General features: G+C 74.3%; 12 protein-coding genes. 5 read left to right on the top strand and 7 right to left on the bottom strand.

Annotation, left to right across the window (positions count from 1 at the left end; genetic code table 11):
• Positions 1-120: 120 nt before the first annotated feature.
• Together AB0D29_RS10965 and AB0D29_RS10960 are read left to right on the top strand one after the other, a co-directional pair.
• Positions 121-1,080, top strand: a complete 960-nt coding sequence (locus AB0D29_RS10965; protein WP_362853281.1) for an SDR family NAD(P)-dependent oxidoreductase — start codon at positions 121-123, stop codon at positions 1,078-1,080.
• Entirely contained in the window at positions 1,073-1,609 is a 537-nt protein-coding gene (locus tag AB0D29_RS10960) for a GNAT family protein (RefSeq protein WP_362853279.1), read from the top strand. The genes AB0D29_RS10965 and AB0D29_RS10960 overlap by 8 nt, the downstream gene beginning before the upstream one ends.
• A 21-nt stretch (positions 1,610-1,630) precedes the next feature.
• Here AB0D29_RS10960 and AB0D29_RS10955 read toward each other — a convergent pair whose 3' ends face one another.
• The 3 genes from AB0D29_RS10955 to AB0D29_RS10945 all read right to left on the bottom strand — a co-directional run bounded on the left by AB0D29_RS10955 (position 1,631) and on the right by AB0D29_RS10945 (position 3,993).
• Positions 1,631-1,915, bottom strand: a complete 285-nt coding sequence (locus AB0D29_RS10955) for a hypothetical protein (RefSeq protein WP_362853277.1) — start codon at positions 1,913-1,915, stop codon at positions 1,631-1,633.
• A gap of 99 nt (positions 1,916-2,014) precedes the next feature.
• Positions 2,015-2,683 (bottom strand): response regulator transcription factor, encoded by a 669-nt coding sequence (locus tag AB0D29_RS10950; protein ID WP_362853275.1) that lies wholly within the window; start codon positions 2,681-2,683, stop codon positions 2,015-2,017.
• Entirely contained in the window at positions 2,680-3,993 is a 1,314-nt protein-coding gene (locus AB0D29_RS10945; protein WP_362853273.1) for a sensor histidine kinase, read from the bottom strand. The genes AB0D29_RS10950 and AB0D29_RS10945 overlap by 4 nt, the downstream gene beginning before the upstream one ends.
• A gap of 273 nt (positions 3,994-4,266) precedes the next feature.
• Between AB0D29_RS10945 and AB0D29_RS10940 the strand changes: the two genes are divergently transcribed.
• The gene (locus AB0D29_RS10940; RefSeq protein ID WP_362853271.1) at positions 4,267-6,468 is read left to right on the top strand and encodes an MMPL family transporter; all 2,202 of its coding nucleotides are present in this window, start codon (positions 4,267-4,269) and stop codon (positions 6,466-6,468) included.
• Between the two features lie 57 nt (positions 6,469-6,525).
• Here AB0D29_RS10940 and AB0D29_RS10935 read toward each other — a convergent pair whose 3' ends face one another.
• The 3 genes from AB0D29_RS10935 to AB0D29_RS10925 form a co-directional block, all read right to left on the bottom strand.
• On the bottom strand, positions 6,526-8,220 hold the full coding sequence (locus tag AB0D29_RS10935; RefSeq protein ID WP_362853269.1) for a glycine betaine ABC transporter substrate-binding protein: 1,695 nt from the start codon (positions 8,218-8,220) through the stop codon (positions 6,526-6,528).
• 133 nt (positions 8,221-8,353) lie between these two features.
• On the bottom strand, positions 8,354-9,151 hold the full coding sequence (locus AB0D29_RS10930; protein WP_362853267.1) for a GntR family transcriptional regulator: 798 nt from the start codon (positions 9,149-9,151) through the stop codon (positions 8,354-8,356).
• 144 nt (positions 9,152-9,295) lie between these two features.
• On the bottom strand, positions 9,296-10,891 hold the full coding sequence (locus AB0D29_RS10925; protein ID WP_362853266.1) for an IucA/IucC family protein: 1,596 nt from the start codon (positions 10,889-10,891) through the stop codon (positions 9,296-9,298).
• Between the two features lie 107 nt (positions 10,892-10,998).
• Here AB0D29_RS10925 and AB0D29_RS10920 point away from each other — a divergent pair, with 107 nt between their 5' ends.
• Both AB0D29_RS10920 and AB0D29_RS10915 read left to right on the top strand, forming a co-directional pair.
• The gene (locus AB0D29_RS10920) at positions 10,999-12,513 is read left to right on the top strand and encodes an IucA/IucC family siderophore biosynthesis protein (protein WP_362853264.1); all 1,515 of its coding nucleotides are present in this window, start codon (positions 10,999-11,001) and stop codon (positions 12,511-12,513) included.
• Between the two features lie 59 nt (positions 12,514-12,572).
• Complete coding sequence (locus tag AB0D29_RS10915; protein WP_362853262.1) at positions 12,573-13,256, top strand: class I SAM-dependent methyltransferase; 684 nt, start codon at positions 12,573-12,575, stop codon at positions 13,254-13,256.
• A gap of 51 nt (positions 13,257-13,307) precedes the next feature.
• On the opposite strand, the gene AB0D29_RS10910 is transcribed toward AB0D29_RS10915, so the two are convergent.
• A complete protein-coding gene (locus AB0D29_RS10910; protein WP_362853260.1) occupies positions 13,308-14,501 on the bottom strand; it encodes a cytochrome P450 in 1,194 nt (397 codons plus the stop codon).
• Positions 14,502-14,545: the final 44 nt, after the last annotated feature.

The following is a 14,545-nucleotide window of genomic DNA, read 5'->3' as shown; positions in this document are numbered from 1 at the left end:
TGTCGGTCGTCCGGCGGGACCGTCGCCGATCCGTGGGCGAGGTGTCGGTGGCCGCTGGAACGGTGGGTGTCGAGCTGCCCGAGGGGGCAGCCGCCCGCAACCGCAAGGGACCCCGTCGCCATGTCGTCCATACTGTCCACTTCCTCCGCCCCGCCCTGGAATCGCCGACGACTGCCCGGGGCCGATGGCCGCGTCTTCCTGGTCACCGGCGGCAACGCCGGCATCGGGTACTTCGTCGCGGAGCAGTTGTCGGCGACCGGAGCCACCGTCGTGCTCGGCAGCCGCAGTCCCGCCAAGGCCGAAGCCGCCAAGAACTCGATCCGGGCGCGCGTCCCCGGCGCACGCGTACGGGCCGTACGGCTGGACCTCGCCGACCTCTCGTCGCTCGCGACGACGGTGGAATCACTGGAAGTGGAACGCCTCGACGCGGTGGTCCACAACGCCGGCGTCGCGCTTGACGACCCGCCGCGCAGGGAGACCGGGGACGGTCACGAGCTCATGTTCGGCACGAACCACCTCGGGCACTTCGCCCTGACCCGGTGGCTGATGCCGTTGCTGTCGGCCGCGCCGACGGCCCGCGTGGTGACCATGGGCAGCTTCGCGGCGAAGTCCGAGCGGCTCGACCTCGACGACCTGCAGTCCCGAAAGGGCTACCAGCCAAAGCGTGCCTACGGACGCTCCAAGCTGGCCCAGATGTACTTCGGCGTCGAACTCGACCGCCGCCTGCGCGCTTCCGGCAGCACGGTGGCGAGCGTGGTGGTCCATCCCGGCGGCGCGCTCGACTCCCTCACCCCGTCACGGCCGCCGGTCCATGTACGGACCACCGGCGCACGGCTGGGCGCGGCACCTGCGGCTCTCCTCCTGCAGGGCAAGCACGCGGGCGCGTGGCCCGCGGTGCGGGCGGTGCTCGACCCGACCGTACGGGGAGGCCAACTGTGGGGACCGCGCGTCTTCGGCCTGCGCGGCGAGCCCCGACGTGAACCGGTGTGGAACCACCTCGCCGACCCCTCCGTCGCGGCACGCTTGTGGGAGGCGAGCCGTGATCTGACCAACGGTCGGGAATACTCGTCACGTGCGTGATCATGTGGAAACGTCGTCAGGTCTGGTGCTGCGGCGCTGGGCGCCGGGAGATGCGGCAGCGGTGAGCGCGGCGTTCGCGGACCCGCTCATGCGCGGTCAGAGCAGTGAGCCGGTGGACTCGGTTCGGGCTGCCGAGTCGTGGATCGCCGACCGCGGCGGTCAATGGGCGGACGGCTCCGCCTTTGCCTTCGCCGTGGTCGAGGGTGACGGGACCGTACTCGGCAACGTCGCGGTCGGTGCCGTGAACCGGCAACACACCACCGGGTGGGTCTCCTACTGGACGACAGCCGCAGCGCGCGGCCGGGGCGTGGCCTCCGCGGCCTGCCGTTCGCTCTCGCGGTGGGCCTTCGACGACGCGGAACTCTTCCGGCTGGAGCTGGGGCACCGGGTGAACAATCCGGCGTCCTGTCACGTCGCCCTTGCCGCGGGCTTCACCGTCGAGGGACTGCAGCGCCAGAAGCTCGCCTACGACGGCGTCCGCCACGACGTGGAACTGCACGCCCGGCTGGCGACGGACCCGCTCCGCTGACCGGCCCGCCCGCACGCGCCCTCAGGTGACGCGGCCGGGGCGCGGGGGTGGGGTGACCGCCAGGACCGGTGGGGCCGGGGTCGACCAGTGGTGGCCGCAGGGGTCGAAGACCAGCGTCACCGGCCGGCCGGGGCGCTGGCGCCAGGAGATGCGGTCGGGTGCGCCGTCGCACACGGGGCAGCAGGGCAGCGGGCCGGGCTCCGACTCCGGCACGCGGTCGGGGGCGGCCGCGAGCGGCGTGGCGTGCGGATCGCGCATGGAGGCTCCCTGGTCGTGCGTGCGGTCGGGCTGATCGCACTGTGCCATGGAGGTGCCCTTCTCCGCACGGGCGAATCATCCAGTGTTTTGGCTGGTCAGAGGTGTGGTCACCAGGAAAATTCCGGTGCTCTTGCGGGCACTTGGTGATCAACCGCTCGCACAACCGGCCTCGACCAGGCCCGATTCGTAGGCCGCGATCACCGCCTGCGCGCGGTCGCGGACGCCCAACTTGCCGAAGATGCCCGTGATGTGGTTCTTGACCGTGGAGACACTGATGTCCAGGTCCAGGGCGATCTCGGCGTTGCCTCGGCCGCCGGCCAGCAGACGCCAGATCTCCAGTTCGCGCGGGGTGAGTTCGGCCGGGGTCGCGCCGGCCGACGACCGCGGCCGCACGGGGGTGCGTACGTAGGCGGAGATGAGCCGGGTCAGCAGCCGCGGCGCGACGGCGGCCTCGCCGGTGTGGACGATGCGGACCGCGGCGATCAGCTCCTCCGGGGAGATGTCCTTGGGCAGGAAGCCGTACGCGCCGGCGCGCAGGGCGGCGACCACGTACTCGTCCATGTCGAAGGTGCTGAGCGCGAGGACGCGGGTGGAGGGGAGCGTCCGCGCGAGCTCCTCGGTGGCCTGGACCCCGTCGAGGACCGGCATCCGGATGTCCATGACGACCACGTCGGGCCGCAGCTCCTGGGCGAGGGCGACGGCCCGGGCCCCGTCCTCGGCCTCGCCCACGACCTCGAACTCCGGGTCGGGGCCCAGGATCAGGGCCAGGCCGCGCCGCACCAGCGGCTGGTCGTCGGCTATGAGCACGCGGATCATCGCTGCCGTTCCTCTCTCTCGCCGTACCCGGGGCCCGCGACCGCGGAGGGGACCGGGAGGCGGGCCGCCACCCGGAAGCCCCCGCCGTCGACCGGGGCGGCCTCCAGGGTTCCGCCCTGCAGGGCGACACGTTCGTGCATGCCGATCAGACCGTACCCGGGGCGCGCCGCGGGCCGGGAGGCCGGTGCCCGCGATCCCGCCCCGTCGTCGCGCACCTCCACGGCCACCTCGTCCAGGCGGTAGGTGAGCCGTACGTGGGCCCGCGCGTCCCCCCCGTGCTTGCGGGTGTTGGTCAGCGCCTCCTGCACGATGCGGAAGACGGTGAGGCCCACGGTCGGCGGCAGCGGGCGGACCGGGCCGTCCACGGTGAACTCGGTCTCCGTGCCGGCCAGCCGGGATTCGGTGACGATCCGGTCGAGGTCGCCGGCCCCGGGCTGGGGAGCGGGCGGGGTGTGCTCCGGCTCCTCCCCGGCCCTGAGGACGTCGAGCAGTTGGCGCATCTCGCGCAGCGCCATCCGTCCGGAGTCCTCCAGGGTGACGAGGGCCTCCCGGACGACCTCCGGATCGTGCGCCAGGTTGGCCCGGGCCCCGCCCGCCATCAGCTGCATGGTGGTGATGTGGTGGGCGACGATGTCGTGGAGTTCGCGGGCGATCCGCCGGCGTTCCTCGGCCACCGCCCGGTCCGCGAGCAGGGTCCGGTGCGCTTCGGCCTCCCGCTGCCGGTGCTTGACCACGGCGGCCGCGCCGACGGCGCCGAGCGTGCCGAGCGCGTTCGCGATCAGGCCCGACCAGCCGAAGGGCAGGGGCCAGCCGCCCTGGCCCGCGGAGATCAGCGGCACCGCGACGACCGCCGCCGACACGGCCACGGCGGGGCGGCTGAACCGGGCCACCGTGTAGAGGGCCACCAGCAGGGTGAGGGTGAAGTGCGGGGTCGGCGGGGTGCTCACGTTCACCAGCACGCCCAGGGCCAGCACGGCGGCGAGCACCGTCACCGGCCGCGCGCGCCGGGCGATCAGGGGCATCGCCGAGACGATCAGGGAGACGGCCGCGGTCACGCTCAGGACCCGGCCCTCGGTCTGCATGCCCAGGGAGTAGCCGACGAGGTCGATGGTGCCGGCCGCGACCGCCACGAGTGCGTCGTTACGGGTCCACGGTGGGCGCTCGGCGCCGCGGTCCGCGCCCGGGACGGCCGCCCGGCCGGTGTCGCCGCTTCCGGTGTCGCGGCCCGTGGCACGGCTGCCCGCGTCCCGGTCCGCACCCGCACGCGCGCCGCCGCCCCGGTCCCCTCGCACACCCACACCCACACCCATGCTGCCGGTCCTCCCCCGTCGGCCACCGATCCGGCAGGTGCCGGGCGGGCGCGGCCGCGCTCTCCGGTGATCCATTCTGGCACCGCCCCCGTCCCCTGCCACCGGTCCCCGGTGTGAGCCCGTACCAGGACTCCGGTCCTGGTCCGCGCCCCCGTACGGACCCTGGTCCCGTGGTGCGGATCCTCCCCTGCCCCGACGTTTTCCCCGCTCCCCGCTGATGGTCTGGAGTCAGGCCGGGAACCCCGGCCGTACCGCACAGACCGGAGGAGACCAGTGATCCGCGCCCTGACCCGATTCTCGACGCGAAGTCCATGGAAGGTCATCGCCCTTTGGGCGGTCCTGGGAATCGCAGCCACCATCCTGGGCCAGGCGTTCGTCTTCCGCGCCACCCAGCCCGGCAACGCCGGGTTCCTGCCCGCGCACTACGACTCGGCGGCCGCCCTGGAGATCGCGGAGGAGCGGTTCGGCGTGAAGCCGGACGCCAACCTCCTGACCCTGTTGGTGGCCCGCTCGGACGACGCGCCGCTCGGCGCCGCCGACGAGCAGCGCATCGACGCGCGGGCCGCGCAGCTGGCCCGGAAGCGGGTCACCATGCCCCGGACCGAGGACACGATGCCCCTCGCCGAGGACCACTCGCAGATCCCCCGGGTCAGCCCGGCCATGACGGCGCCCGACCGCTCCTTCCGCCTGCTCTCCGTCGAACTGACCGGAAATCCCGCCGATCCCGGGGTGCAGGACACCTACCGCGCCTTCCGGGATTCCGCCCGGGACGCGTTCGCGGAGGAGGGACTGCGCACCGGCTTCACCGGCGGGATCGCCGACCGGGTGGACACGGCGGACGCCGAGAAGACCAGGACGGCGGTGGTCGGGGCGCTCATGCTCGGGGTCATCGTCCTGCTGCACGTCCTGGTCTTCCGCAGCGTCCTGGCGGCCCTGCTGCCGCTGCTCGCGGTCTCCGTGATCGGCGGCGCCGCGGCCGGCGTCGTGGTCGGCGCGGCGCTGCTCACCGGGACCGGACTGGCCGATTCCACGCCGGGGCTGATCAGCGTGGTCCTGGTGGGCATCGGCATCGACTACTTCCTCTTCCTCCTCTTCCGCTTCCGCGAGCAGCTGCGCGAACACCCCGAGCAGTCCGGGCGCGAGGCGGCCGCCGAGGTCGCAGGGCGGGTGGGTACGGCCATCACCTCCGCGGCGCTGACCATCGTCGCCGCGTTCGCCACGCTCGGGGTCGCCTCCTTCGGCCAGTTCCGGGTGCTCGGGCCGGCCATCGCCCTGTCCGTACTGGTGATGCTGCTGGGCAGCCTGACCCTGATGCCGGCCCTGCTGGCGGTCACCGGCCGCAAGATGTTCTGGCCCTCCCGGGCCCTGCGCCACGCTCCCCGCGCCGGCTCCGCCGCGCGGCTGGGCGACCGCGTGGCGCGGCGGCCGCTGGCACTGGTCCTGGGTTCGGTGGCGCTGCTCGGCACGCTGGCCGCCGGTGTCGTGGGGATGCGCATGGACTACGGGCAGGGCGGCGCGGGCGCGGAGCGGACCGCCGCGGTCGCCACCGCCGCGGAGATCTCGCGTGCCCTGCCGGCCGGGGTGTCGGACCCGACCAGCGTGTTCGTCACGGCTTCCGACGGCGGCACGCTCACCGCCGAGGGCCTGGGCGGGCTGTCCAAGGCGCTCGCGGGGGTGGGCGGCGTGGGCCAGGTCGCGGGGACCGTGCTGAGCGAGGACCGGCGGGCGGCGCGGATCGATCTGTTCCTGACGGTCGACCCGCAGCGCCAGGAGGCGCGCGATCTGGTCACCGGCCCGGTCAGGGCCGCGGTACGGGCCCACGCGCCCGCCGGTACCGAGGCGCACGTGGGCGGCACGCCGGCGATCTTCGCCGACATCTCGACCGCGGTGGACAAGGACCTGAAGGTGGTCTTCCCGGTGGCCGCCGTGCTCATCGCGCTGATCCTGCTCGCCCTGCTGCGCAGCCTGTTGGCACCGGTGATCCTGCTGGCCGCGGTCGGCCTCGGGTTCGCCGCGACCCTCGGCGCCTCGACGCTGGTGTTCCAGCACGCCCTGGACCGGCCCGGGGTGGACTTCACCCTCCCGCTCGTGCTGTTCCTGTTCGTGGTCGCGCTGGGCACCGACTACAACATCCTGATGAGCGACCGGATCCGGGAGGAGATGGAGCGGCCGGGTCCGGCGCGGGCGGCGGTCGGCCGCGCCGTGCGGCACACGGCGCCCGCCATCGCCACGGCGGGGCTGGTGCTGGCCGCGTCCTTCGGCAGCCTGGCCGTCACCCCGGCCCCGTCCACCCAGCAGATCGGCTTCGCGACGGCCCTCGGGATCCTGCTCTCCGCCTTCGTCCTGTCGATCGTGCTGGTGCCCGCCTTGGCCGCCCTGCTGGGCCGGTCCACGTGGTGGCCGGTGCGGCCGCGCCGACGCTCCCGCGGGGCCGCCGGACCGAAGGAGGCCGCGGACCGCGTCCTGGTCGGCTGAGCCGGGCGCGGCCACACGAAAGGCGCCGGCGCGCGCCGGCGCCTTCGACGGTCGCCGTCAGGCGAGCTGGTCGACCTCGGGGTGCTCCTCCAGCCAGGCGCGCACGGCCTCCTGCTCCTTGCCCTTCCCGGTTTCCTGGATCTTCGCCTCCAGGCCGGTCAGCTGCTCCTCGCTGAGCTTGAACGAGCTCAGCCAGCGGGCCACCTCGGGCTCGTCGGCGGCGAAGCCCTTGCGGGCCAGGGTGTGGATCCCGTCGCCCTTGCCCCAGGCCGCCTTCGGGTCCTCCAGCTTGGTCAGGTCGTACGTGGAGTACGCCCAGTGCGGGGACCACAGCACGACCGCCACGGGCTCCTTCTTCTCGTAGGCCCGCTTGAGCTCGGCGAGCATGCCGGGCGTGGAGCCGTCGACGACCTGGTACTCGCCTTCGAGGCCGTACTCCTTCAGGACCTTGTCCTTGAGGATGGACATGGCACCGGCGCTCGGCTCGATGCCGATGATGCGGCCCTTGAACTGGCCGGCCTTGCCCTTGAGGTCCGCGAGCGAGCGGACGTCCTTCATGTACGAGGGCACGGACAGCTCCAGCGAGGTGGGGCCGTACCAGGAACCGAGGTCCTCCAGCTTGTTCCCGTACTTCTCCCAGTACTGCGCGTGCGTGACGGGCAGCCAGGAGTCGGTCTGGAAGTCGAGCTGGCCGCCGGCCAGGCCGGTGTAGAGCGCCCCGGCCTCCAGCTGACGGGCGTCGACCTTGAAGCCGCGCCGCTCCAGCAGCTCCTTCCACAGGAAGGTGGAGGCGATGCCCTCGTCCCAGGGGATGTACCCGACGGAAACCGTGCGGCCCTTGCCGATGTTCGCCGCGCCCGCCGGTCCGTCCTCGGTGGTGGAGCCGCCGAAGGTGCTGAGGCCGCCCGCGACGAGGGCGAGCACGACGACGCCGCTGAGGGCGTGGACGGGCTGGGGGCGGTGGTTCCACACCTTGGCCGCGCCGGTGGCCGCGGCCTTCGCCTTGGCGAGGGCGCGCCGACCGAGCGGGGAGACCTGGCGGCCGAGGGCGCCGGTCATCCGGTCCAGGTACATGGCCAGGATGACGATGGAGATGCCAGCCTCGAAGCCGAGGCCGATGTCCACGTTGCCGATGGCGCGGTACACGGCGCCGCCGAGTCCGCCGCCGCCGACCATGCCGGCGATGACGACCATCGACAGGCCGAGCATGATGACCTGGTTGATGCCCGCCATGATCGTCGGCAGGGCGAGGGGCAGCTGCACGCGGAAGAGGGTGTCGCGCGGGGTGGTGCCGAAGGCTTCCGCGGCCTCGACCAGTTCCGCGTCGACCTGGCGGATGCCGAGCTCGGTCATCCGGACGCCCGGCGGCAGCGAGAAGATGATGGTCGCGATGATGCCGGGCACGACGCCCACCCCGAAGAAGATGATCCCGGGGATGAGGTAGACCATGGCGGGCATGGTCTGCATGAAGTCCAGGACGGGCCGCAGGACGGCGCTTACCCGGTCTGATCTGGAGGCCCAGATGCCGAGCGGGATCGCGAAGACCAGCGTGACGAGGGTCGCGACCAGGACGAGGGAGAGCGTGGACATCGCGTCGGACCACAGGCCGACGGAGTCGATGAGCGCGAGGCCCGCGAAGGCCAGCAGGCCCGCGAGGAGCCCGCGCAGCCACCAGGCGCCCAGGTCACTTGCACATCGGGGAACCGCGGCGCGCGGGGCAGCGCCGCGCTGCGGGTGGCGACGCGCGGCCACCGGGACGGAGTTGGAGCGGGCGCCCGGCGACCGCGTTGCGCGCCGGGCCCGGCGCGCCGCCGCCCGCGGCGTGTCGGAGCCCACACCATGCGTCCGGCGGATGGACCGGGATCCGCCGGGCCCCGGGTGTGACCTACGTAACGCGGAAGCCGGTCGCCGCGGGGTCGCGGCGGTCGCGGTGGAAGGTCAGCCGGTCCCACGTGGGGAAGGCCAGGTCGGTGACGGCCAGCAGCCGGCCGGAGGTGTCGTGCAGGGTGCGGCGCACGGTGAGGCCACAGGCCGGGGAGGCGGCCCGCGGGTGGGTGGTGCGGGTCATGGTGATGGTCTCGGCGACCCGGCCGCCCGCCGCGGCGCGGTCGAGCCAGCGCCGCACCGGGGCGAGGTCGTCGTCGCGGAGCGTCACCCCCCGGCCGCGGTAGCCGGCCAGCTCGGGGTCGCGCGCGACGACGCCCGGGCTGAAGTACGTGACGGCGTCCCGGAGGGTCTCCCCGGCCGGGCCGCGTTCGCGGTGGTGATGGACCAGGGTGCGGTCGCCGCCCGCCATGCCGAGCAGCCCGGCGAGCGAGGGCGGGACGGTGACGAGGGTGAGCCAGCTCAGGGTGAGGGCGGGCACGGCGGAGGCGGGCCGGGCGGCGACCGGTTCGATCGCCGCCCCGCTCCCCGGCCCGGCGGCCGCGGGGACCACCACGGCGGTGACGGCGGGCCGGGTGCCGCGGCGGCCGGTGACGACGAGGCCGTCCTCGCGCAGGTGCTGGAGGGCGGCCCGGATGGTCTGCCGGTTGACCTCGTAACGGGCGGCCAGGCTGCGCTCGGAGGGCAGTCTGCCGCCGGGGGTGCGTGCGGCGCGCTCGAGATCGCGGCGCAACGCTGCGGCGATCCGCTGGTACTTGGGCATGGCGGCCGGGCCGCCGCCCCGCGAAGGGGAGGGCATGGCTTCTCCTCTGACGGGTGGTCAAGGACTGCGCGGTCTGCCCGACCAACGTAGCATTGGTCTATACCTTTAGGTGAGAGGAGATCCCGGAACCCGACCCACCTTGGCCGGTTCCGTACGCACCCGGCCCCATCGGCGGACCCCCTACTCCCGCAGCGGGTTGGGCAGGGGCAGGTAGCGGGCGTCCGCGCCGTCGGCCCGCGTCCAGCGCAGCAGCAGGTTGGTCTTGGCCGGCAGGGTCGGGGCGGCGAGCAGCTCCGCGATCTCGGGGAGCCCGCGCGTGGCGTCGTAGCGCCGGAACTCCTCCCGTACGGCCGGCCACAGCAGCGGCGAGATGTCCGGATGCCGTCCGGCCAGCGCCCCCGCGATCTCCGCCAGGTGGTTGACGACCAGGCAGTAGACCAGGCGCTGCCAGGCGTCCGCGCGCGGCAGGTCCGGCAGCAGCTTCACCCCTTCCGCGTCGCGGAAGAGGGCCTGCACGGGCATGCCCTCGGCGTCGACGGCGACCAGGGTGTTCTGCAGGTGGGCCTCCAGCACGACGCCGTGGCGGGCGAACAGCTCCAGCACGGGTGGCACCACCTGGCGCAGGTACGCCCGCCACCAGCGGGCCGGGTCGGTGGCCCCGGCCGGCGGGCTCCCCGCGTAGCCCTCGGCGAGCGCGGCGGCCAGCAGCGGCGTGGCCCCGGGCACGGTGTGGGCGTGCAGGCCGTCGCGGACCAGGACGGCGAGCTCCTCGAAGGCGAAGGAGGCGGTGCGGTAGCCGCGGTCGGCCAGCCAGGCCGCCGCCGAGCCGGTCCGGCGCAGCGCGGCGAACCCGGCCTCGACGGCCGCGTCGGTGCGGCGCAGTTTCAGCAGGTCGTGCCGCCACAGCCGGCGCACGTCGTTGGTGATCCGGACGTCGAGGCTGAACTTCACGAAGAGGTCGGCCACCGGTTCCGGTACGTACAGGGTCCGGATCGAGGCGGTGGGCCAGGCCGGCCGGCGGCTCTGCCCGAGCCGCAGCAGCCGCCCGTCGGCGAAGGCCTCGCGCACCGCGGGCCGCTCGCCCACCAGGTCGAGCTGCCAGGGGTGGGCGGGCAGCAGCCGGTAGCCGGCCGGGGCGCGCGGCCCGTCGAGGGCATCGGCCAGGGAGTCGATCGCGTCGGCGGCGGCCGGGCCGCCCTCCTCGGCGGCCTGGTCCTCGCGCAGGCCGAGGAAGACCAGCGGGAAGCGGGCGTGGGCCTCGGGCGCGTACGGCAGCCAGCTCCCGGCCGGGGCCCCGCCGCGGGCCTTGGGGGCGGGGTGGTGCGGATGGCCCATCACCAGGGACTGCTCGGAGAGGACGTACGGGTCCTGCGGGGGCTCGGCCCCGGCGCGGGCCGCCAGCAGCGCGGCGAGCGCATCGCGGCTATCGGTGATCTCGACGGGGAGCTCGTCATTGGGGACGCCGGTGAACCGGCCCAGTTCGTCGGAGACGAGTTTGACCAGTTCGGTGTGGCTGAGCGGGTGCCAGCCGGCGGCCGTCCGCAGTTCGGGGCGGACCGGCCGGCGCCCGCCGCGCACCCGGAGCAGCCGGCCGCTGCCGCGCAGCCGGTGGACCGCCACGCCCACCCCGGTGCCCGCGCCGTACGCTTCGGCGGGGCCGCCGGGCTCGGCGGGCTCCACGGGATCGGCCGTCTCCCGCAGCAGGCAGTTCAGGAGCGGGGTGGCGGCGTACGCGTCGGCGGCGGCGTTGAGGTCCACTGGTTCCATTCGGTCCATCCGGTGCGCCGGAGGTTCGCCAGGCGTAACCACCGGTCGTGATCGTCGGTATCCGCAATGATTACTTGATCATCCCGTAAAGCGATATTCCGATGTCGGAGCCCAGCATGCACTTTCCCCACTCGCCGGCCGAAGAGGCCGTCGCCGCCGAACTGGCCGGTGTACGGCCCCGGCTCGGCCCCGGGTACACCGCCGCGCTGAGCGGCGCCCGGGCGGCCGTGCTGACCCGGCTGTGGCGGGCGCTGGCCTTCGAACCGCTGCCGTGGGTCGTGGGCCGGGAGCGCGGGCCGGACGGCCTGGCCCTCCTGCTGGAGGGCGGCTCCCGACTGGAGGGCCCGTTGCCGGATCCGTACGCGACCGAGCCGTACGTGAGCGAACTGTTGCTCGACGGCAAGGCCTACGGGCAGGCTGCGGCCCTGGTCACGGCGCTGGGGGTGACACACGGGAAGGAGTTCGCCGCCGAGCTCGACGCCAGTACCGCCTCCCTGGCGCTCTCCCGGGCCGGACAGCCGCCCGCCGGCGAGGATCGCCCCCCGCGGGCCACGTGGGAATGGGAGCAGCGGGTCGTCGACGGCCATCCGTACCACCCGAACTGTCGTTCCCGGCCGGGCTTCTCGGTGGCCGAGCAGCTGGCGTACGCCCCCGAGCACCGCCCCGTGGTCGAGCTCGGCCTGGTCGCCGTACCGGCTGAGAAGTGCCTGGTCACCGGCGACTGGCCGGAGCTGCTGCAGGACGCGGGGCGGATCCTGGTCCCGGTGCATCCGTGGCAGGCCGCGCACGTACTGCGGCACGAGCGGGCGCGGCCGGGATTCGCGGCGCACCCGCTGATGGCCCTGCGCACGCTGGCGCCCGCCGACGGCGGCCCGCACGTGAAGACCGCGCTGAGCGCCCGGCTGACCTCCTCCGTACGGGACATCTCCGTCTACTCCGTGGAGACGGCGGCGGCCGTGTCCGCCTTCGCCCAGGACCTGTCCGAGCGGCTCGACGGCCGGCTGCACATCACCCGCACCCTGGGCGCGGCGACCGCGCACACCCCGGACCTGGCGGCCGTGCTGCGGGAGCCGCCCGAGGTCCACGCGGACGCGGCCGCCGGTGAGCGGGTGCTCCCGGTGGCGGCCCTGGCCTCGTTCCCGCCGGCGCGCTCGGCGGCCTGGCGTGCGGACTTCGCCCGTCTCGCGCTGTCGGTGTGCCTGCGGGTGCTGGAGCTGGGGGTGGCCCTGGAGGCCCACGGCCAGAACCTCCTCGTGGTCCTCTCCCCCACCGGGACCCCGCTGCGGCTGGTCTACCGCGACCTCGCCGACATCCGGATCAGCCCCGCCCGGCTCGTCCGGCACGGCCTGCCGGTGCCGCCCCTGTCCGGCAGGCTGATCACCGACGACGTGACCGTGCTGCGGCGCAAGCTGTTCGGGTCCCTGCTGACGGGTGCGCTCGGCGCCACGGCGGGCTCGGCCGGCGCCTTCGCCGAGGCCCTCGCCGAGGTCGCCGCGCTGCCGGCGACCGCCGACACCGAGGCCCTGCTGACCGGGCCGCTGCCCACCAAGGCGCTCACCCTGATGCGGCTGAGCCCGGGCACCCCCGGCGACCAGTGGGCCGAACTGCCCAATCCGCTTCTCGGAGGGTGATCCGGAGCACCGGAGCCGGGGGTCCCCCGGACGGATCCGGGCGGCTACTGTCCAGGGGTATGACGCAGACCTCGGACCTGACCTCGGTGAGAGCGTCGTACGACGCCGTCGCCGTCGACTATGCCCGGCTGGTCGGGACGGAACTGGCCCGGAAGCCACTGGACCGGGCCATGCTGGCGGCCTTCGCCGAGTACGTGCGCGGTGACGGCGGGCGCGGTGACGGCGTGCGCGGCGACGAGGGCCGCGGTGGCCGGGCGGTCGCCGATCTGGGCTGCGGCCCGGGCCGGGTGACGGCGCATCTGGACGGGCTCGGCGTACGGGCCTTCGGCGTCGACCTGTCCCCGGCGATGGTGGCGGTGGCCCGCCGGACCTACCCGGGCCTGCGGTTCGAGGTGGGGTCGATGACCGCGCTGGACATGGCCGACGGGGTACTGGGCGGGGTGCTGGCCTGGTACTCCACCGTGCACACCCCGCCCGCGGAACTGCCCGTGGTGTTCACGGAGTTCGCCCGGGTGCTGGCGCCGGGCGGGTACGTCCTGATCGCCTTCAAGGCGGGCGACGAGAGGATCCGGCTGGAACACGCGTACGGGCATCCGGTCGAGCTCGACGTGTACTGGACGCCGCCCGACCTCGTCGCGCGCCTGCTGGCCGGGGCCGGACTGACCGAAGTGGCCCGGCTGGTCCGCGGCCCGGACCCCCGCGAGAACTCCCCGCAGGGCTTCCTGCTGGCGCGCAAGGGGTGAACGTGGACAGGGGGCCCACCCGCTGACCGGCGGCCCCTCTCCCCCTCTCCTTCACCAGCGCAGCGGCAGCCGGGTCACGCCCCGCATCAGCACGCCGGGGAGCCAGTCCCGCGGACCCGCCTCCGGATCCTCGGCCAGTTCCGGGAAGCGCTCCAGCAGGGCGCGGATCGCGATGCGGCCCTCCATCCGGGCGAGCGGGGCGCCGAGGCAGAAGTGGATGCCGTGGCCGAAGGCGAGGTGGCCCGGTCCGGGGCGGCGGATGTCGAACACGTCGGGTCCGGGCCGTGCGAAGCGGGCCGGGTCGCGGTCCGCCGCGGCGAGGGCGACCAGGACGGAGGAACCGGCGGGGATCAGGGTGCCGCCCAGTTCCAGGCCGGTGCGGGCGAAGCGGTGGGTGGCGTGCTGGACCGGGCCGTCGTAGCGCAGCATCTCCTCCACGGCGCCGTCGATCAGGCCGTCCGGGTCGGCGCGCAGGGCGGCGAGCTGGTCGGGGTGCGCGAGCAGCGCCCGTACTCCGTTGCCGATCAGGTTCACGGTGGTCTCGTGGCCCGCGACGAGCAGCAGGAAGGCCATCCCGATCAGCTCGTCCGGGGAGAGCCGGTCGCCGTCCTCGTCACGGGTCCGGATCAGCGCGCTGAGCAGGTCGTCGCCGGGATCCTCGGCCTTGGCCCCGACGAGTTCGAAGAGGTACGCGGTCATCTGCTCCAGCACCCGGCCGTCCGCGCCGACCCCGTCCAGCGGGGCGACGATCTCGCTGGACCAGTAGCGGAACCGCGCCCGGTCCAGGCCGGGCACGCCGAGGAGTTCGCAGATCACGGTCATCGGCAGCGGTACGGCGAGGGACCGGATCAGGTCGGCCCGCCGGTCGGGACGGGCCGCCATCTCGTCGAGCAGTTCGCCGGTGATCTGCCGGACACGGGGGCGCAGGGACTCGATCCGGCGGGCCGTGAACTCCCGCGCCACCAGGCCGCGCAGCCGCGTGTGGTGGGGCGGGTCCGCGTCCAGCATGCTCGTGGCGACGGCCGGGACCGGTGCGTCCCCGAACAGCCCGGTGCCGAACCAGTTCTTCGACAGGTCCGGGTGGTTCAGGGCCTGCCGGGCCTCCTCGTGGCCGACGACCAGCCACGACCGCTCGCCGCCCACGACCACTTCGTGGACGGGGCCGGCGGTGCGCAGCGCGGCGTAGAAGGGGTACGGATCGGCGTTGAAGTCACCGGTGTGCGCGCTGAGGTCGACGAGGGGCATGGGTGCAGCCTAGGCGGGTGGTGCCGATCGGGCCGGTCCGTCCA

Source organism: Streptomyces sp. NPDC048424, from assembly GCF_040651555.1.
Classification (GTDB): Bacteria; Actinomycetota; Actinomycetes; order Streptomycetales; family Streptomycetaceae; genus Streptomyces.
Note: the sequence above shows the minus strand (reverse complement) of the source record. Positions and strands in the feature narration are given on the sequence as shown.